An 18,095-nucleotide genomic window follows, 5' to 3' on the forward strand; every position below is an offset into this window, starting at 1 on the left:
GGCTTGGCCCTGCATGGGAAGCTAATGATTGTGTCGGAAATAGGGCGCTGTTGAAAGGCGTAATCCCTGAAACGTCGGGCATTTAGCGCAACCATTGCATTCATTTTCATCAAAACGACGTGCAGGTCGGCACCGTTCCCGGCCGCCGTCGTCAGCTCGTATCCGGGCGGGCGTCTATATACTCGCGCCCCGTTGATCCCCTGGAAGCCCGCGTGCCTATCGCTGCCACCCCGCCCATCGCTGCCCTGGACATCCTGGCCTACACCGCCACCACCGCGCTGGGCGCGGGCGGGGATGCACAACGCGAGGGGCTGCGTGAACGCCGCAGCGGGCTGCGCCGCAACGACTTCGGCAACGCGCCGCTGGACTGCTGGATCGGCCGCGTCGAGGGCGTGGAGGCCGTCGCCCTGCCCGCCCACCTGGCCGAGCTGGACTGCCGCAACAACGCGCTGGCCTGGCTGGCGCTGCAGCAGGACGGCCTGCTGGACGCCGTCGCGCAGGTCGTCGGGCGCCACGGTGCCGGGCGCGTGGCGGTGGTGATGGGTACCTCCACCGCCAGCATCGGGGCCACCGAGGACGCCTATGCGCGGCTGGTCGACGATGCCGACGGCACGCCCCGTTTCCCCGAGGACCTGCGCTACCGCCGGCGCATCCATACCCCGCACTCGCTGGGTGACTTCGTGCAGACCGCCACCGGCCTGCAGGGCCCCTGCGTCACCGTGGCCACGGCCTGTTCGTCCAGCGCCAAGGTGTTTGCCCAGGCCGCGCGCCTGATCGATGCCGGGCTGGCCGACGCCGCCCTGGTCGGTGGCGTGGACACCCTGTGCGGCAGCGTGCTGTTCGGCTTCAACGCCCTGCAGCTGGTCGCGCCGACGCCGTGCCAACCATTCGATGCGCGCCGGGTCGGGCTGTCGCTGGGCGAGGCCGGCGGCTTCGCCGTGCTGGAACGGGCCGGGGCCGGCCCGGGCACCGGCCTGCAGCTGCGCGGCTACGGCGAATCCAGCGATGCGCACCACATGTCCGCGCCGCATCCGCAGGGGCTGGGCGCACGCCTGGCGATGCAGGCCGCGCTGCAGCGCGCCGGCATCGAACCGGCCGCGGTCGGCTACCTCAACCTGCATGGCACCTCGACCCCGGCCAACGACAGCGTGGAGGCCGCCGCGGTGGCCGCGCTGTTCCCGGACAGCCTGCACGCCAGCTCGACCAAGGGCTGGACCGGGCACACCCTGGGCGCGGCCGGCATCGTCGAATCGGTGTTCGCGCTGCTGGCGCTGGAGCACGGCCTGCTGCCCGGCACGCTCAACAGCGAGATCCCCGACCCGGCCTGCGGCCCGCAGATCCGTTTCGACAATGCACAGGCCGACATCCACTACGCAATGAACAATTCCTTCGGCTTCGGCGGCAACAACTGCTCGCTGGTCTTCGGCAGGGCGCACTGATGCAGGCGCTGCAGGCAACCGTGGAAGGCATCGGGTTCTGGGGCAGCGGCCTGCCCGACTGGGACAGCGCCTGCGCCTGGGTCCGCACCGGGCAGCGCCCGGACGCCCCGCCGGCACGGCCGGCCCCGCAGCTGCTGGCCGCCAACGAGCGCCGGCGCGCGCCGGGCACCGTGGTGGTGGCGCTGGAGGCGGCGCTGGCCGCCTGCCAGGCCGCCGACCGCGCGCCGGATACGCTGTCCTCGGTGTTCACCTCCACCCACGGCGAGCTGTCGATCACCGACTACATGTGCGCCACGCTGGCCGACGACCCGCGCGCGATCTCGCCCACCCGCTTCCACAACTCGGTGCACAACGCCGCGGCCGGCTACTGGACCATCGGCGCCGGCGCGCATGTCCCGGCCACCGCGATCACCGCCGGGCCGTACAGCTTTGCCCAGGGCCTGCTGGAAGCGCTGGTGCAGCTGCATGCCGGCGAGGAGGCGGTGCTGCTGGTGGCCTATGACGGCAGCGCCAGCGGCCCGCTGGCCGAACCGGCGCCCAGCGAAGGACTGCTCGGCGCGGCGCTGGTGCTCTCGCGGGTTGCCTGCGCCGGCCTGCCCTCGCTCACCGTCCAACTGGACACCTGCGCCGACGCCTCCGTCGCCGACGCCGACGCCGCGCCCGGTCCGCTCACCGCGCTGCTGCACGGCAATGCCATGCAGCCGATGCTGCCGCTGCTGGAAGCCCTGGCGATGGAAAGCGAACAGGTCCTGCTGCCGGCCGGTCGGCAGCAACAGCTGAGGATCCGCCTGGGCCATGAATGACCCCGTGCCGCTGTCCCCGAACGATGTCGCGGTACTGATCCCGGCACTCAACGAGGCGTTGCGCATCCGCGAGGTCGTGCAGGGCGCGCTGGCGCTGTTCCCGCACGTGATCGTGGTGGACGACGGCTCGGACGATGACACCACCCAGCGCATCGCCGACCTGCCGGTCATCGTGCTGCGCCACCGCCAGCGTCGCGGCAAGGGCGACGCGCTGCGCACCGGGTTCCTGGAAGCCACCCGGCGCGGCCTGCGTGGCGTGCTGACCATGGACGGCGACGGCCAGCATGCCGCCACCGACCTGCCCCGCCTGCTGGCCTGCGCCAACCGCCACCCCGGCTGCATCATCATCGGCGCACGCCTGCGCAAGCGCGCCGCGCAACCGCTGTACCGACGCCTGGCCAACGCCTTCGGCGACTGGGGCATCGCCTGGGGCACCCATTACCAGGTGGTCGACAGCCAGAGCGGGCAACGCTTCTATCCGGCTCAGGTGATCGCGCTGCGTGACATCCCCGCCGAGGGCTTCGTGTTCGAGGCGCAACTGCTGATTTCCGCCGCGCGGCAACTGGGCACGCGCTGCGTGTCGGTGCCCATCGACTCGCGTTACCGCTGCGCCGGCAGCGACGAACAGTTCCGCCCCAGCCACTTCCGGCCGCTGCAGGACCTGTACCGCATCACCCGCCACATCGTGCTGTTCGCGCTGCGCCATGGCCACGTCTGGCGCGTGTACCGCACCATCCGCGCCAACCCGCCGCTGATCGACGACGCCGACAGCCGCGCCTGAGCCGCCGGGCCTCAGCCCATGCCGCCGTTGATGCCGATCACCTGGCCGTTGATGTAGCCGGCCGCATCGCTGCACAGGAACGCCACTAGCGCGGCCACTTCCTCCGGCTTGCCGGCACGCGCGGCCGGCACCGCCTGCTTGATCATCTCCGGCGGGAACGCCTCGGCAGCCATCTCGCCTTCGATCACGCCCGGGGCGACCACGTTGGCGCTGATGCCGCGGCTGGCCATCTCGCGTGCCAGCGAACGGGTCGCGCCATGCAGGCCGGCCTTGGCCGCGGCGTAATTGCTCTGGCCGCGGTTGCCCAGCACCGCCGCCACCGAGGACACGCTGACGATGCGACCCCAGCGCGTGCGTGCCATCGGCAGCAGCAGCGGCTGGGTGACGTGGAAGAAGCCGTGCAGGCTCACGTCGACCACCCGCTTCCAGCGTTGCGCGTCCATGCCGGCCATCGGCGCATCGTCATGGATGCCGGCGTTGTTGACCACGATCTGGATCGGCCCATCGGCCAGCAGGGCCTCCAGCGCCGCCGCCACCGCCTGGCCATCGACCACGTCGAAGGCCACTGCCTGCGCGCTGCCACCATCGGCGTGGATCTGCTCCACCACCGCCTGCGCGCGCGCCAGGTTGGCGTTGGCATGGACGATGACATGCACGCCGTCGGCGGCGAGCCGGCGGCAGATCGCGCCACCGATGTCGCCGCTGCCGCCGGTTACCAGAGCACGTCGTTGGGTCATGGGTAGGGGTTCCTGCAGAAAGGTAAGAAGGGAATCACGGCAACCGCAGCATCACCGCCGCACGGCCTTCGGCCAGCAGCCGCTCGCCATGGTGCACGGTGAAGGCGTACTGCTGGCTGCCATCGGCCTCGACCAGCACCTGCGCGTGGGCCAGCAACGGGCCATCCAGATCATCGATGCGGGCCACGTGCAGCTGCACGTCACGCAGTGCCACCAGCACGCCTGGGGTCACCGCACCGCCACGCGCCTGTGCACGCAGGCCACCGTGCACGGCCATTGCCTGCGCACCGTACTCGCACAGGTGGATCGCCCCCAGCTGCCCGCCGTTGCGCAGCGGGTGGGCGGGATCGCGGTGGTTGAACGCACGCAGCCTGATCTGCTGCGAGGACCAGTCCAGCACCTCATCCCACAGGCACATCCCGCCCTGGTGCGGCACCAGTTGCAGGATCTGCTCACGCCCGATCATCGGCCTGCTCCTGCAGTGGATGGCGCGACACCAGCAGCGCCAGCACGAAATTGCACACCACGCCCAGCGCCACCGTGCTGCCGATCGCGCGCAGCACCGGGATCGAGGACAGGCCCAGCAGGCTGAACACCAGCAGCGTCATCACGCTGCACACCAGCAGGCCGTGCAGCGTGCGCAGCTGGTCGGCGTGGCTGTCGCCGGCATGCTCGAAGAACAGCCCGTAATCCAGGCCCAGCCCGGCGGCCAGGATCAACCCGATCAGGTGGAACAGGTTCAGCTCCACGCCCAGGCCACGCAGCACCGCCAGCACCAGCAGCGTGCTCAGCGCCATCGGCAGCAGTACCCGCACCACCCGGCGCGGCGTGCGCAGTGCCGCCCACACCGTGGCCGACAGCAGCAGTACCGCCACGGCCAGTGCAGCGAGCACGCGCCCGCGGTAGTCGGCCACCAGCGATTCGGAGGCGTTCTTCAGGTCCAGCAGCTCACCGCCCTGGGTGCGTGCGGCGGCGGCCAGCGCGGCGATATCGTGCAGGCCACTGAGCGAGACCAACGCGGTGCTGTGCTGTTGCCCCTGCACCAGCAGGCCGCCCACGGCGGTGGCCAGCGGCGTGCCCTGCAGGTCCTGCGGCTGCAGCGCCGGCGCGGCGCGTGCATGTGCGACATCGGCGAGGAACGGCGCGAACGCATCGCTGCGGAACGGCGTATCGGCGACCGCTTCGGCCAGCGCGGTGCGCAGCGTGGCCGCGTCCGGCAGCTGCCGTTGCCGCTGCTGCTGGGTGGCGGCGCTGGGCAGGTAACGCGCGGCCATGTCGTAGCGCTCCAGCGCACCCCTGTCGACCAGTGCATCCAGTGCCGGGCGCAGTCGCTCGCTGGCCTCCAGCGCGGCCTGCACGTCATTGCCGCGCAGAGCGATCACGTAGCGCACGTCCGGCGCGCCCAGCTCGCTGCGCAACTGGGCGTCACGCTGCAGGTCCTGCGGGTCGACCGGGGTCAGCCGGCCCAGGTCGTTCTGCCAGAACGGGCCCGGCGCCCACGACACCACCGCGCCGGCCAGCAGTGCCAGCGCCAGCAGCGACCAGCGCGGCTGTGGCAGGTGCCGGGTGTAGGCCCACACCCGCGCCAGCGGTCTGGAATCGGCGAAGTCGCGCGTGGCCGGGTCGACCAGCGCCGGCAGCACGAACCGGGTGGCCAGCGCCGCGGTGGCCAGGGCGGTGATGGTGAACACCGACAACTGCTTGAGCCCTTCCACCCCGGAGAACAGGAAGGTCAGGTAGGCGATGCAGGTGGCGATCACGCCGGTGCCCAGGGTTGGCCACAGCGCGCGCACGTTGTCCCAGGACGAGCGCCCCGGGCGCTCATGGCTGAAGAAATGGATGGGGTAGTCCTGCACCACGCCGATCAGGGTGAAGCCGAAGGCGATGGTGATGCCATGCACGCCATCAAAGCCCAGTGCCACCGCCGCCAGGCCGGCCAGGCCGGCGCTGGCCAACGGCAGGAAGCCCAGGATCGGCATCTTCCAGCTGCGGTAGGCCAGCCACAGCAGCAGGACCATGCCGATCGTGTCGAGCGTGCCGATGGTGCTGGCTTCCCTGGCGGTGCGGTTGCCGATCTTCACCGAGAACGCGCCCGGCCCGCTGAGCTCGATGCGGCTGCCGCTGGTCCCGGCCGCGTGCGTGAACGCCGCCTGGATCGCGTCCACCGCCGCCTGTTGCGCGCCCGGGTCGAAGCCGGCGGCGCGGGTCTGCACCAGCAGCAGTGCCTGGGTGCCGGTGTGGTCGAACCAGACCTCGTCGATGCGTTGCGGCGCGGTGGCCGGCTGCAGCGCTTCGGCCACGCGCAGGAGCTGCAGGGTGGGGTCGGAGGGCAGCAACGGTTCGATCAGGCCGCCGGCCGGCGAGCCCAGGTCCTGCAACCGCGCCTGCAGCTCATCGCCCAGCGTGGCACGGGAGAACGCATCGGCCGGCAGCGCGTGGATCAGGTAGCGATACGGCAACAAGTGTTCGGGGAAGGCCTCCAGCCCGGCCTGCTCGCCATTGGCGACCAGCTCGAACTGCGTGTCGGCGGCCAGCGTGGCGCGCAGTTCGCGCGACTGCGCGGCCAGCTGTGCCGGGCTGGCCCCGGACAACGCCACCAGCAGCAACCGCGCGCCCGGGCCTTCGCCCAGTTCATCGAGCAGCAGCTTCTGCGCGGGGGTGCGCGCATCGGGCATGAACTTGCGCAGGTCGCCGCTGACCTGCATGCGCGAACTGATCCAGGCCGTCAGCAAGCCCAGCAACAGCAGCCAGCCAATCGCCAGCCCGATGCGTTGCGGCGCGGTCAGCTTCAACGCGCACCACCGGCCTGGCACAGCGCGGCCAATGCGTCGGCCTGGCGCAGGTTGGCCGCCGCCGCGGCGGCACTGCCCAGCAATGTGCGCTGCAGGTCACCGCGTGCCGGCTGGGTCTCGATGCAGCGCAGCTCCTTGCCCTGGCCATGCAGCGTCACCGCGCGCACACGCCGTGCCAGCGCCTCGGCGCGCGGCGTCAGCACCAGCTGCCACTGCTGCGCGCTGCCGGAGGCCTGCAGCCGGTAGGCCTGCTCCAGCCTTGCCAAGTCGCCGGACAACAGCGCGCCGAAACTGGCCTGCAGGTCGGCCAGCTCGGGCACCCGCTGCAGCGAGAACACGCGCGGCGGCTTGCCGCTGCGGTCGATGCTGACCTGACCATTGGCGATCGTGGTGGTCTCGGCATAGGGCGCGCGCACCTGGCGGACCAGCGTGGCCGCATCCGGGCGACGGTACTGGCCTTCCACGCGCAGCGGCTCCTTCAGCAGGGCCGAACCCCGCAGCTCGACGAAGCCGGTCTGGCTCGGCGCCGGCTGCGCGAGCTGGCGCAGGATCCAGCCGGCATCAACCTCGCTGGCCAGCGCCGGTGTCGCCAGGCTCGCCAGCAGCAGGCCGAGCAGGCGGGGACGGAGTTTCGGTTTGCCAGAAATCATAGAAGTTGAACCAGTTGTAGGGAGCACCGTGCAGGTGATGCTCCAGCCTGTCGACGTAACGCTGGATAAGCGCTGTGAGGACGTCTGCGCGCTGCGCGCGCGGGATGTCCACGCGCGCATCGAACGGCTCGAAGCACAGATCGTAGCGATTGCCGCCGCGGTACAGGCCGAAGGCGAGCATCACCGGCGCCTTCAGCACGCTGGCCAGCAACCACGGTGCGGCCGGGAATGGCGCCGGGCTGCCCAGCAGCGGCACCTTGACCACGGCCTCGCCCGGACGCGCGCGGTCCACCAGCAGCGACACCATCGCCCCTTCCTGCAGCGCCTGCTGGATGGCCAGCGCGATGCTCGGCCCGTCCTGCCCGGCATCGATGATGCCGGCGGCCAGCGCCGGGTCCAGCTCGGCCAGCAGCTCGCTGATGGCCGCGTTGTGCGAGATGTCCAGCAGCACCCGCAGCTTCAGGTCCGGGCGTTGCCGCGACAGCGCGCGCAACGCGTCGAAGCTGCCCAGGTGCGAGCCGAACAGCAGCACCCCGCGACCCTGGTCGATCTGCTCCAGCAGCTGCGCGGTGCCTTCGGTACGGATGTCGAACAGCCGCGTGCGCCCGGCCAGCAGGAACACCCGGTCCAGGATGGTCGCAGCGAAGGTGTGGATGTGGCGGGCCACGTCCCAACGGTGCGCGGGCCGGCCCAGCGCCCGCTGCAGGTAGTCGCGCGAGGCGCGCCGTTCGCTGCCGCGCACGCAGAAGAAGTAGGCGGTGATCGGGTACAGGCAGGCGCGGGCGATGCCACGCCCGCCGCGCCGGGCGATCAGCCCGATCAGGCGGATGGCACGGCGCCCACCGCCTTCCGGGCGCTGCTTCCAGTCGGCGTCACTCATGCAACGGCCTCGTCAACCAGCACCAGCTCGCCACGCACCAGCACGGTGTCCTCGCGCAGCACGCGGAACTTCCAGCGCGGCGCCTGCCCGTCCAGTTCCACCCGCGCACACTCGCCCGGCAACAGCGGTGCCATGAACTTGACCTGCGGCAGCCGCAGCGCCGCCGGTGCCCGCCCGCTGTCGCGCGCGATGGCCTGCAGCACCTGTTCCAGCACCACCACGCCCGGCACCAGCGGCCGGCCCGGGAAATGGCCGGGCAGGCAGGGATGGTCGGGGGCAATCACGAACTGCATGGCGTCCAGTCGACGGGCCGGGCCGCACAGGATAACGACAGGGCCGCCACTCAGCGCAGCAGGTCGCGCCAGAACACCGGCCCCAGCTGGCCCATCTGGCGCATGAAATCCAGCGCGTTGCGGTACGGGCGCGTGGGGAACAGCCGCGAGCGCACCGCGTATTCCAGCGCGAAGAAGCCGCCGATCAGGCCCCAGTCGGCGATGTTGGCGCACCAGGACCACTGCTCGTGGGTGACCGGCCACCACGGCTGGAGGCCGAAGGCCGCCAGCAGCCCGTCGGGGACGGCGCTCATCGCCAGCCCCAGGTTGATCGCCGCCAGCAGGCTCAACACCACCGCCCAGGCCGCGGTCAGCCGCCGCGTGTAGCGCTCCAGCACCGCGGTGACCGGCATGCCGGCGCGCTGGTACAGGGCCTGCACGATGCGGCCGATCAGCGGCACCCGGCCGGGCAGCAGCGAGCGGGCAAACCCCCAGGCCACCAGCAGCGGGAACATCACCGGCGGGGCCAGCAGCAGCATCCAGGCCCAGCGCGAGGCCCCCACCCCGTACAGCAGCAGGCCGGAGGCGAACAACGCCAGCCAGGCCGATGCGCGCCGCCGCGCCAGCGGCTCCAGCAGGCACAGCAGTACCAGGCCGAACAGCGCCAACGCCGCCCAGGCCCCCTCGCTGCGCAGGCTGGCCACGTGCGAGAGCACCGGGTAGGCCAGCAGCAGGATCACGCGCAGTGCCAGCGCCACCGGCCCGTGGCCGGGTTCATGGCTGGCCGGGTTCATCGTGCTCAGGCGGCCTTGTTGGCCTGCACGTGCGCCGACAGCGCGCGCAGCGAGGCGAAGATGCGGCGGTTGTCGTCGTTGTCCGAACGCAGCTGGAAGCCGTAGCGCTTGCTGATGGCCAGCGCCAGCTCCAGTGCATCGATCGAGTCCAGCCCCAGCCCGTCGTTGAACAGGGCCGCTTCCGGGTCGATCTGCGCCGGGTCCACGTCTTCCAGGTTCAGGCTCTCCACCAGCAGCCCTGCCAGTTCGCGTTCGGCTTCGGTTTGTTGCGACATTTCCACTTCCACGACCAAATGAAGCCGCAACGATCCGGCATCGCCGCGCCCAGCGCAACCATGGCCGCAGCGGCGCGCAGGCTATCATTGGCCCCTCTGCAAGCCTGATCCACCGTGCAATGACGTCCAAGCTCCGTCCCCGCCCCGCCTTCATGTCCCACCTCCCGTCCCGCCCCGCGGGGCGACACGGCGGTGCGCGATGAACGCACGCACCACACCGGCCCAGGTGGCGGCACTGGACGTGGATTACGTCGACCCGGCGCGCCTGCCGGAGCTGCTGGCCGACGAGCACGTGCTGGCGATCTTCGGCTTCCAGGCCGGCGACACGGCACCGCCGACCGACGACCCGCGCTACCTGCAGGTCGGCCTGCAAGCGGTGGGAACGGCACTGCTGGAGGTCTGGCGCAGCCCGTACCCGGTCAGCCGCGGCCGCGATGCCGAGGGCATGGCCTGGGCCAGCGATGGCGCGCTGATGTTCGGCGCGATGCAGGTGGTCGAAGCCGCGCACGGCGGCATCCGCAACGCCGCCGAGCATGCCTACACGCACCTGCTGGCGGCCCTGCCCGCACAGGGCTACCCGCACCTGCTGCGCATCTGGAACTACATGGATGCCATCATCGAGGGCGAGGGCGACCAGGAGCGTTACCGCCAGTTCTGCGTGGGCCGCGCCCGGGGCATCGGCACGATCGATACCGGCACCCTGCCGGCCGCCACCGCCATCGGTCGCGTCGATGGCGTGCGCGTGCTGCAGGTGTACTGGCTGGCCGCGCGCGTGCCCGGCACGCCGCTGGAGAACCCGCGCCAGGTCAGCGCCTACCACTACCCGCGCCAGTACGGCCCGCAGTCCCCGAGCTTTGCCCGCGCCATGCTGGCCGCGGCCGGTAGCCGGCTGCCGCTGCTGCTGTCCGGCACCGCCAGCGTGGTCGGCCACGCGACCCTGCACGGCGACAGCACCGAGCGCCAGCTGCAGGAAACCTTCAACAACTTCGAGGCGCTGATCGGCGCGGCGCGGCGCCATCGTCCGGGCTTGCCGGAGCAGTTCGGGCACGGCAGCCGGCTCAAGGTGTACGTGCGCAACCTTGAGGAGGTTGCCGATGTGCGCCGGATGCTGGCGCAACGCCTGCCCGCCGACCTGCCCTACCTGGTGCTCAATGCGGTGGTGTGCCGGCACGACCTGCGCGTGGAGATCGACGGCGTCCACGACGCCTGAGGGTTGTCACCCGGGGCGGCGCAGGTCACTGCCCCAGCAGCGCCAGCACCGCATCGCGCGGCAGCTTGCCGGTTTCATTGCGCGGCAGCACGTCCACCCTGCGCAGCGGGCGCGGCAGGAACACCGGGTCCATCAACGCGCGCAGATCGCGCAGGATGTCCGCTTCCTCGCGCTCGGACACCACCAGCGCGGCGATGCGGCCCACCGCGTGGCCGGGTTCGGCGGCCAGTTGCACCACCACCGCGTCCCGCACGCCCGCCACTGCCTGCAGCTTGCGGGTCAGGTCGCCCAGCGAGGCGCGCTTGCCGGCGATTTCCAGCAGGTCCGCGCGCCGGCCACGCAGCACGAAACGCTGCGCCGGCAGCAGCTCCACCAGGTCGGCCAGCTGCACCGGCGTGGCCAGGTGCGCGGCCTGCACCAGGGTGCCGTCCGGTTGCGGGCTCAGCCGCACGCCCGGCAGCAGCTGCCAGGCCTCCTCCAGTGCGGTGCGGCGGCGCGCGATGATGCAGGTTTCGGTCGAGCCGAACATTTCCCGCACCTCGGTGCCGAAGCGCTGCTCGGCGGCGATGGCCAACGCCTGCGGCAGCGGTGCGGTGGCGGTGACGATGCCGGCCAGCGGCGGCAGCGACACGCCCGATTCCACCAGCGCCTTCAGGTGCACCGGGGTGGTGACCAACAGGCGCGGGGCGGCCACCCCGGCCAGCGCCTGCGCCACGTCCTGCGGGAAGAACGGCCGCCCGGCCTGCAGCGTCGCCGGTGCCAGCAACGGCATCAGCACCGCCATCTCCATGCCGTACATGTGCTGGGACGGCACCGTGGCCACGATCGACGGCTGCGCCTGGCCCCACAGGTCCTGCAGCGCGGCCAGGTTCTGCGCGGTGCCGGCCACGAATGACCCCCAGTGCTTGGGGTTGGCCGTCGGCACGCCGGTGCTGCCGGACGTGAAGCCGATCGCCACGCGCTGGTCGGCGGCCAGCGCCGGCGGCGCGCCCTCGGCCACCGGCAGCACCTCGGGCAGCATGACGCAACCCTCGGGCAGCTGCCCGGTATCGGTATCGGCCAGGCAATAGGCATCGGCGTGGCGCTGCATCACGTCCTCGACCACCGCCCGCGCCCGCGACGGCGGCAACAGGTTGACCTGCCCGCGCACGGCCACCGCGCAGAACGCGACCAGGAAGCGATAGCGGTCCTCGCACAGGTTGACCACGTGCGCGCCGGCCGGCAGCCGCGCGGCCAGGCCGCGCACCTGCGCCAGGAAGGTGTCCAGGTCCACCTGCATGCCGGCATGGGCGGCGATCAGGCGCCCGCCGTCACCCACGGCAAGCGGTAGGGACGGACGCGGAACGGACACCGGGACATGCGACATGCGACTGCGACAACCTCTGTGGTGACACGGGCGCGGTGCGCCCGGCGGGCGGCCAGCTTGGGCGCAGCCCGCCCCGCTGGCAAGCCCGCGCGGTTCAGTGGTAGCCGGTGCCGGCGGTGACCTTGCCGCGGAACACGCGATACGACCACACCGTGTAGCCCAGGATTACCGGCAGCAGCAGCACCAGCCCGACCATGCTGAAGCCCAGCGACGAGGTCGGTGCGGCGGCCTGCCACAAGGTCATCGACGGCGGCAGCAGGTAGGGCCACATGCCCAGCACCAGGCCGATGAAGCCCAGCACGAACAGCGCCAGCGTCAGCAGGAACGGCGGCAGGTCGCGGCGCGGGTGCATCACGCTGCGCCACAGCGCAACGGCCACCCCCAGGGTCAGCAACGGCACCGGCGCCAGCCACCAGAAGTTGCCATCGCTGAACCAGCGCTCCATCACCCCGGACTGCAGGAACGGCAGCCAGGTGCTGACCAGGCCCATGAACACGATCACCGCCACCGTCAGCGGCCGCGCCAGCGAGCGTGCCAATGCCTGCTCCCGGCCTTCGGTCTTGAGGATCAGCCAGGTGCTGCCGAGCAGCGCGTAGCCGGTGACCACCGCCGCGCCGGTCAGCATCGAGAACGGGCTGAACCAGCCGAACGCACCGCCAACGTAGTGGCCGTCCTCCACCGGCAGGCCCTGCACCAGCGCCCCGAGGATCACGCCCTGCGCGAACGAGGCCAGCAGCGAGCCCAACGCGAACGACACGCTCCACAAGCGCCGCGAGCGATGCGCCTTGAAGCGGAACTCGAACGCCACCCCGCGGAACACCAGCGCCACCACCAGCAGCAGCACCGGCAGGTACAGGCCGGACAGCAGCACCGCATAAGCCTTGGGGAACGCCGCCAGCAGGCCGGCGCCACCGAGCACCAGCCAGGTTTCGTTGCCGTCCCAGATCGGCGCGGCGGTGTTCATCATCACGTCGAGCTGTTGCTCGTCTTCGGCGAACGGCGCCAGCACGCCGATGCCGAGCACGAAGCCGTCCAACACCACGTACATCAGCACACCGAAGCCGATCACCGCGAACCATGCCACCGGCAGCCAGGTCGTCATGTCCATGTCAGCGGCCCTCCAGCGGTTCGTCGGCACCGGACAGCGGGCGCGCCGGCGTCGGCAGCGCCTCCTCGCCGCGCGGATGCGTGTCCGGCCCATGGCGCAGGATCTTGACCAGGTACCAGATGCCCCAGCCGAACACGAACAGGTAGCCGACCACGTAGACCGCCAGCGACAGCACCGTCATCCACACGCTCTGCGGCCCGACCGCATCGGCGGTGCGCAGCAGCCCGTACACCACCCACGGCTGCCGGCCCATCTCGGTGACGAACCAACCGGCGACCAGCGCGACGAAGCCGCTGGGCAGCATCCAGTTCCAGCCACGCACCAGCCACCTGGACTGCAACAGCCGGCCGCGCCACAACTGCAGCGCCGACAACCAGGCCACCACCAGCATCAGCGTGCCGATGCCGACCATGATGCGGAACGCGTAGAACACCGGCACCACCGGCGGCCGCTCGCTGGCCGGCACCGAGGTCAGCGGCGCGAACGTGCCATCCACGCTATGGGTCAGGATCACGCTGCCGAGCTTGGGGATGGCGACTTCGAAGTCGTTGCGTTCTTCCTTCTCGTTGGGCACGGCGAACACCACCAGCGGCACGCCTTCGCCGGGCGGGGTGTCGTGCCAGTGCCCTTCCATCGCGGCGATCTTCATCGGCTGGTGCTCGAGCGTGTTCAGCCCGTGCATGTCACCGGCCAGGATCTGCAGCGGCACCGTCAATGCGGCGAACACCACCGCCGCGGTCAGCATCTTGCGGCCGGCTTCGAGGTGCACGCCGCGGCGCAGGTACCACGCGCCCACGCCACCGATGACGAAGCAGGTGGTGATGAACGAGCCCAGCGCCATGTGCGCCAGCCGGTACGGGAAGGACGGGTTGAACACCACCTGCCACCAGTCCTGCGGATGCACGATGCCATCGACCAGCGTGTAGCCGGCCGGCGTGTGCAGCCAGCTGTTGGAGGACAGGATCCAGAACGTGGAGAACAGCGTGCCCAACGCCACCATGCAGGTGGAGAAGAAGTGCAGGCGCGGCGACACCCGGCCCCAGCCGAACAGCATCACGCCCAGGAAGCTGGCTTCCAGGAAGAACGCGGTGAGAACTTCATAGGTGAGCAGCGGGCCGATCACGGTGCCGGCCACTTCGCTCAGGCGCGGCCAATTGGTGCCGAACTGGAAGGCCATGACGATGCCGCTGACCACGCCCATGCCGAACGACACGGCGAAGATCTTCTGCCAGAAGAAGAACAGTTCACGCCACACCGTGTTGCGCGTGCGCAGCCAACGCCATTCGACGAATGCCAGCCAACTGGCGGTGCCGATGGTGAAGGCCGGGAACAGCACATGGAAACTCACGACGAACCCGAACTGGATCCGTGACAGCAATAGCGCGTCCACGCCGGCCTCTCGCTTCTGGAAACTGGTCCATTTTGGTCCTGTATTCGTGAAGACCGGATGTGACCGGTTGTCGCAGTGCGTCAATCGGTCGCAGCGAGGCCCGTTTCCACGCTCCCCTTTTTTTGCGAAGCAAATCCCGCCTCTTCCCCCCTCACTTCTGTGAAGCAACCCCGCTTCTTCCCCCTCCCTTTTGCGAAGCAAAGGGGAGGGCTGGGGAGGGGTGCTCCCCTGCGACCCGCCCCAAACAGCAACATCAAAAGCGCCCCCTCCCCAACCCTCCCCTGCTGCGCAAGGGAGGGGGCCCTTCCCCGCGATCCGAACGCCCCCGGCAAACCCCGCTTCGGCTCCCTCCCTTTTGCGAAGCAAAGGGGCGCGCCGGGGAGGGGTGCTCCCCGCGACCCGCCCCAAACAGCGACATCAAAAGCGACCCCTCCCCAACCCTCCCCTGCTGCGCAAGGGAGGGGGCCCTTCCCCGCGATCCGAACGCCTCCGGCAAACCCCGCTTCGGCCCCCTCCCTTTTGCGAAGCAAAGGGGAGGGCTGGGGAGGGGTGCTCTCCCCCGCGGCCTTCCCCTGCCGCACAAGGGAAGGCGTCATCCCGCACAACCTTGCAGACCTTGCCGATTCCGGCAGCTCCCGCGCCGGAATCCGGCCGCCATGACCTGTGGCCCAGCCCGGCAAAACCGCTGCCTGCTACGCTTGCCCGGTTTTCTCCACCGGTGCCCGCAATGCCCAGAATCCTGCCCCTGTCCCTGCTGTTGTTGACTGCTTTCGGCAGCGCCCACGCCGCGCCCACGCCGATCACCATCGAACAGGCGATGGCCGACCCGGACTGGATCGGGCCGCCGGTGGAATCGGCCTGGTGGTCGTGGAACGGCCAGCAGGTCGAATACACCCTCAAGCGCAAGGGCAGCGCGGTGCGCGATACCTTCCGCCTGCCCAGCGCCGGCGGCGTCGCCCAGCAGGTCGCCGACGACCAGCGCGGCACGCTCGATGCCGCCAGCCGCGTCTACGACAGCAGCCGCCAGCGCATGGCTTTCGTGCGCAACGGCGACGTGTTCGTGCGTGACCTGCGCAGCGGCGCGCTGACCCAGCTCACCCGCAGCAACGAACGCGCCAGCGGCGTCAACTTCGCCACCGACGGCGGCGTGATCTGGAACGTGGCCAACAACTGGTTCCATTGGGACGCCCGCAGCGGCGTCACCCGCCAGGTCGTCCAGCTCAAGGCCGACAAGAACCCGGCCGACCCGCCCAAGGCCGACACCCTGCGCGACCAGCAGATGCGTACCCTGGCCACGCTGCGCAACGACCGCGCCCAGCGCGAGGAACTGCGCGACCAGGGCGAGCGCTGGCGCCAGGCCGACCCGACCCGCGCACCGGCGCCGGTCTTCCTCGGCGGCGACGTCGAGATCGTGGACAGCGTGCTCTCGCCCGATGCCCGTCACCTGGTGGTGGCGACCAAGCCCAAGGGCTACGACGAGGGCCGCGGCGGCAAGATGCCGTTGTACGTCACCGAATCCGGCTACGAGGAAGCCGAGGACACCCGTACCCGCGTCGGCCGCGACGATCCGGCGCCGAATAGCTTCTGGCTGGTCGATGCGGCCACCGGCAAGGTCCAGCCACTCGCGCTCGACGGCCTGCCCGGCATCACCACCGACCCGCTCGCCGAGCTGCGCCGCAAGGCCGGCAAGGACGCGCTCAAGGGCAATCGCCCGGTGGAAGTGATGAGCGAGTTCATGGGCGGCGGCATCCGCTGGAACGCCGACGGCAGCCAGGCCGCGATCATGCTGCGCGCCATCGACAACAAGGACCGCTGGATCGCCACCACCAGCGCCACCAATGCCCGCCTGGAAACCCGCCACCGCCTCACCGATGGCGGCTGGATCAACTGGAGCTTCAACGATTTCGGCTGGCTGCCCGATGGCCGCACGCTGTGGCTGCTGTCCGAGGAATCGGGCTATTCGCACCTGTACACGCAGAGCGGCAGCGCCAGGCCCAGGGCGTTGACCTCGGGCAACTGGGAAACCTCGGCACCGGAGGTCAGCGCCGACGGCCGCAGCTTCTACTTCCTGTGCAACCAGAAGTGGCCCGGCGACTACGAAGTCTGCAACGTCGACGTCAACGGCGGTGCCGTGCGCGAAGTGACCGCGCTCGACGGCGTGGAGGACTTCAGCCTGTCGCCGGATGGCCAGCAGCTGCTGGTGCGCTACTCGGCCCCGTACCTGCCGGCGCAGATCGCCGTGCAGCCGGCCGCCGGCGGTGAAGCCCGCACGCTCACCGACACCCGCAGCGCCGAGTTCAAGGCACGCCAATGGATCCAGCCGCAGATGGTGCAGGTGCCCTCGCGGCACGGCGCCGCACCGGTGTGGGCCAAGTACTACGGCCCGGAAACACTGGAGCCGGGCAAGCAGTACCCCATCGCCATGTTCGTGCATGGCGCCGGTTACCTGCAGAACGTGCACGCGCGTTACTCCAACTACTTCCGAGAGCAGATGTTCCACAACCTGCTGGTGCAGCAGGGCTACATCGTGCTGGACATGGACTACCGCGGCAGCGCCGGCTACGGCCGCGACTGGCGCACGGCCATCTACCGCAACATGGGCCACCCGGAACTGGAGGACTACCTGGACGGCCTGGACTGGCTGGTCACCACCAAGCAGGGTGACCGCGCCCATGCCGGCATCTACGGCGGCTCCTACGGCGGCTTCATGACCTACATGGCGCTGTTCCGCTCGCCGGGCACGTTCAAGGCCGGCGCCGCGCTGCGCCCGGTCGGCGACTGGAACCAGTACAACCACGCCTACACCAGCAACATCCTCAACACCCCGGACATCGACCCGGAGGCCTACCGCATCTCCTCGCCGATCGAGTACGCCGAAGGCCTGCAGGACACCCTGCTGATCGCCCACGGCATGATGGACGACAACGTGTTCTTCCAGGACTCGGTCAACATGACCCAGAAGCTGATCGAGCTGCACAAGGACAACTGGTCGATCGCGCCCTACCCGCTGGAACGCCACGGCTACACCCGCGCCGACTCCTGGCTGGACCAGTACAAGCGCATCCTGAAGCTGTTCGAGCAGGAGCTGAAGTAAGCACCACGCCAAGGGCGCCGCAAGGCGCCCTTGGGGTTCTACCCCCGGCCACTCCCCGATCCCCGACCGTCCATGTCCCCCATCCAGATCGTCACCGCCATCCTCCTCGACGCCGAACAGCGCGTGCTGGTGGTCCGCAAGCACGGCTCGGACACCTTCATCCAGCCCGGCGGCAAGCGCGAGCCTGGCGAAACCTCGCTGCAGACCCTGCAACGCGAGTTGTTCGAGGAACTGGGCGTGCAGCTCGACGTCGACAGCGCGCAGCCGTTGGGCGTGTTCGAGGAGGACGCGGTCAACGAGCCCGGCCGCCGCGTGCAGGGTGAGGCGTTCCTGGTCCGCGTCAGCGGCCAACCGCAGGTGAAGGCCGAAATCGCGGAGCTGGCGTGGGTTCCGCTGCAACCGCCGCATGGCGTGACGCTGGCCCCGCTCAGCGCGCGACACCAGCTCCCGGCTGCACATGCGTGGCTGGTCAAGGCTGGGCATACCGGCACATAACGGCGATAG

Annotated in this window: 17 protein-coding genes; 6 read left to right on the forward strand and 11 right to left on the reverse strand. The window is 70.4% G+C overall.

Going from position 1 to position 18,095, the window contains the following annotated elements; translation table 11 throughout:
* Positions 1-236: 236 nt before the first annotated feature.
* From IB227_RS09045 to IB227_RS09055, 3 genes are read left to right on the forward strand one after another with little or no spacing between them, the layout of a single operon-like run.
* Positions 237-1,439, forward strand: a complete 1,203-nt coding sequence (locus tag IB227_RS09045; RefSeq protein WP_192287326.1) for a beta-ketoacyl-[acyl-carrier-protein] synthase family protein — start codon at positions 237-239, stop codon at positions 1,437-1,439.
* Positions 1,439-2,242, forward strand: a complete 804-nt coding sequence (locus tag IB227_RS09050) for a beta-ketoacyl synthase chain length factor (RefSeq protein WP_192287070.1) — start codon at positions 1,439-1,441, stop codon at positions 2,240-2,242. Before IB227_RS09045 ends, IB227_RS09050 begins: the two co-directional genes overlap by 1 nt.
* Positions 2,235-3,023 carry a glycosyltransferase family 2 protein gene (locus IB227_RS09055; protein WP_192287071.1) on the forward strand — a complete coding sequence of 263 codons (789 nt, stop codon included), beginning with the start codon at positions 2,235-2,237 and terminating at the stop codon, positions 3,021-3,023. Before IB227_RS09050 ends, IB227_RS09055 begins: the two co-directional genes overlap by 8 nt.
* Before the next feature lie 11 nt (positions 3,024-3,034).
* Here IB227_RS09055 and fabG read toward each other — a convergent pair whose 3' ends face one another.
* The 8 genes from fabG to IB227_RS09095 are packed head-to-tail and all read right to left on the reverse strand — an operon-like array spanning position 3,035 to position 9,423.
* Positions 3,035-3,760, reverse strand: coding sequence for a 3-oxoacyl-ACP reductase FabG (gene fabG / locus IB227_RS09060; RefSeq protein ID WP_192287072.1), 726 nt, complete (start codon positions 3,758-3,760; stop codon positions 3,035-3,037).
* A 34-nt stretch (positions 3,761-3,794) separates the two neighbouring features.
* On the reverse strand, positions 3,795-4,226 hold the full coding sequence (locus tag IB227_RS09065) for a phosphotransferase (protein WP_192287073.1): 432 nt from the start codon (positions 4,224-4,226) through the stop codon (positions 3,795-3,797).
* Complete coding sequence (locus IB227_RS09070; RefSeq protein WP_318639531.1) at positions 4,213-6,573, reverse strand: MMPL family transporter; 2,361 nt, start codon at positions 6,571-6,573, stop codon at positions 4,213-4,215. Before IB227_RS09070 ends, IB227_RS09065 begins: the two co-directional genes overlap by 14 nt.
* On the reverse strand, positions 6,549-7,202 hold the full coding sequence (locus IB227_RS09075) for a LolA-related protein (protein ID WP_225591637.1): 654 nt from the start codon (positions 7,200-7,202) through the stop codon (positions 6,549-6,551). Before IB227_RS09075 ends, IB227_RS09070 begins: the two co-directional genes overlap by 25 nt.
* Complete coding sequence (locus IB227_RS09080; RefSeq protein ID WP_192287074.1) at positions 7,114-8,082, reverse strand: acyltransferase; 969 nt, start codon at positions 8,080-8,082, stop codon at positions 7,114-7,116. The genes IB227_RS09075 and IB227_RS09080 overlap by 89 nt, the downstream gene beginning before the upstream one ends.
* Complete coding sequence (locus tag IB227_RS09085) at positions 8,079-8,375, reverse strand: beta-hydroxyacyl-ACP dehydratase (protein ID WP_192287075.1); 297 nt, start codon at positions 8,373-8,375, stop codon at positions 8,079-8,081. The genes IB227_RS09080 and IB227_RS09085 overlap by 4 nt, the downstream gene beginning before the upstream one ends.
* Before the next feature lie 50 nt (positions 8,376-8,425).
* Entirely contained in the window at positions 8,426-9,148 is a 723-nt protein-coding gene (locus tag IB227_RS09090; protein WP_192287076.1) for a ketosynthase, read from the reverse strand.
* Positions 9,149-9,153: 5 nt separating this feature from the next.
* A complete protein-coding gene (locus IB227_RS09095) occupies positions 9,154-9,423 on the reverse strand; it encodes a phosphopantetheine-binding protein (protein ID WP_192287077.1) in 270 nt (89 codons plus the stop codon).
* 199 nt (positions 9,424-9,622) lie between these two features.
* On the opposite strand from IB227_RS09095, the gene IB227_RS09100 reads away from it, so the two are divergent.
* Complete coding sequence (locus IB227_RS09100; protein WP_165931144.1) at positions 9,623-10,633, forward strand: pteridine-dependent deoxygenase; 1,011 nt, start codon at positions 9,623-9,625, stop codon at positions 10,631-10,633.
* A 25-nt stretch (positions 10,634-10,658) separates the two neighbouring features.
* On the opposite strand, the gene IB227_RS09105 is transcribed toward IB227_RS09100, so the two are convergent.
* The 3 genes from IB227_RS09105 to IB227_RS09115 form a co-directional block, all read right to left on the reverse strand.
* Positions 10,659-11,999 carry an AMP-binding protein gene (locus IB227_RS09105; protein ID WP_192287078.1) on the reverse strand — a complete coding sequence of 447 codons (1,341 nt, stop codon included), beginning with the start codon at positions 11,997-11,999 and terminating at the stop codon, positions 10,659-10,661.
* A gap of 94 nt (positions 12,000-12,093) precedes the next feature.
* The gene (gene cydB / locus IB227_RS09110) at positions 12,094-13,107 is read right to left on the reverse strand and encodes a cytochrome d ubiquinol oxidase subunit II (protein ID WP_192287079.1); all 1,014 of its coding nucleotides are present in this window, start codon (positions 13,105-13,107) and stop codon (positions 12,094-12,096) included.
* Between the two features lies 1 nt (position 13,108).
* Complete coding sequence (locus IB227_RS09115; RefSeq protein ID WP_192287080.1) at positions 13,109-14,497, reverse strand: cytochrome ubiquinol oxidase subunit I; 1,389 nt, start codon at positions 14,495-14,497, stop codon at positions 13,109-13,111.
* 727 nt (positions 14,498-15,224) lie between these two features.
* On the opposite strand from IB227_RS09115, the gene IB227_RS09120 reads away from it, so the two are divergent.
* Together IB227_RS09120 and IB227_RS09125 are read left to right on the forward strand one after the other, a co-directional pair.
* Positions 15,225-17,591, forward strand: coding sequence for a S9 family peptidase (locus tag IB227_RS09120; protein WP_192287081.1), 2,367 nt, complete (start codon positions 15,225-15,227; stop codon positions 17,589-17,591).
* 72 nt (positions 17,592-17,663) lie between these two features.
* Complete coding sequence (locus IB227_RS09125) at positions 17,664-18,086, forward strand: NUDIX domain-containing protein (RefSeq protein WP_132863844.1); 423 nt, start codon at positions 17,664-17,666, stop codon at positions 18,084-18,086.
* Positions 18,087-18,095 lie beyond the last annotated feature (9 nt).

It is taken from the genome of Stenotrophomonas sp. STM01, from assembly GCF_014852135.1.
GTDB classification, from domain to species: domain Bacteria; phylum Pseudomonadota; class Gammaproteobacteria; order Xanthomonadales; family Xanthomonadaceae; genus Stenotrophomonas; species Stenotrophomonas capsici.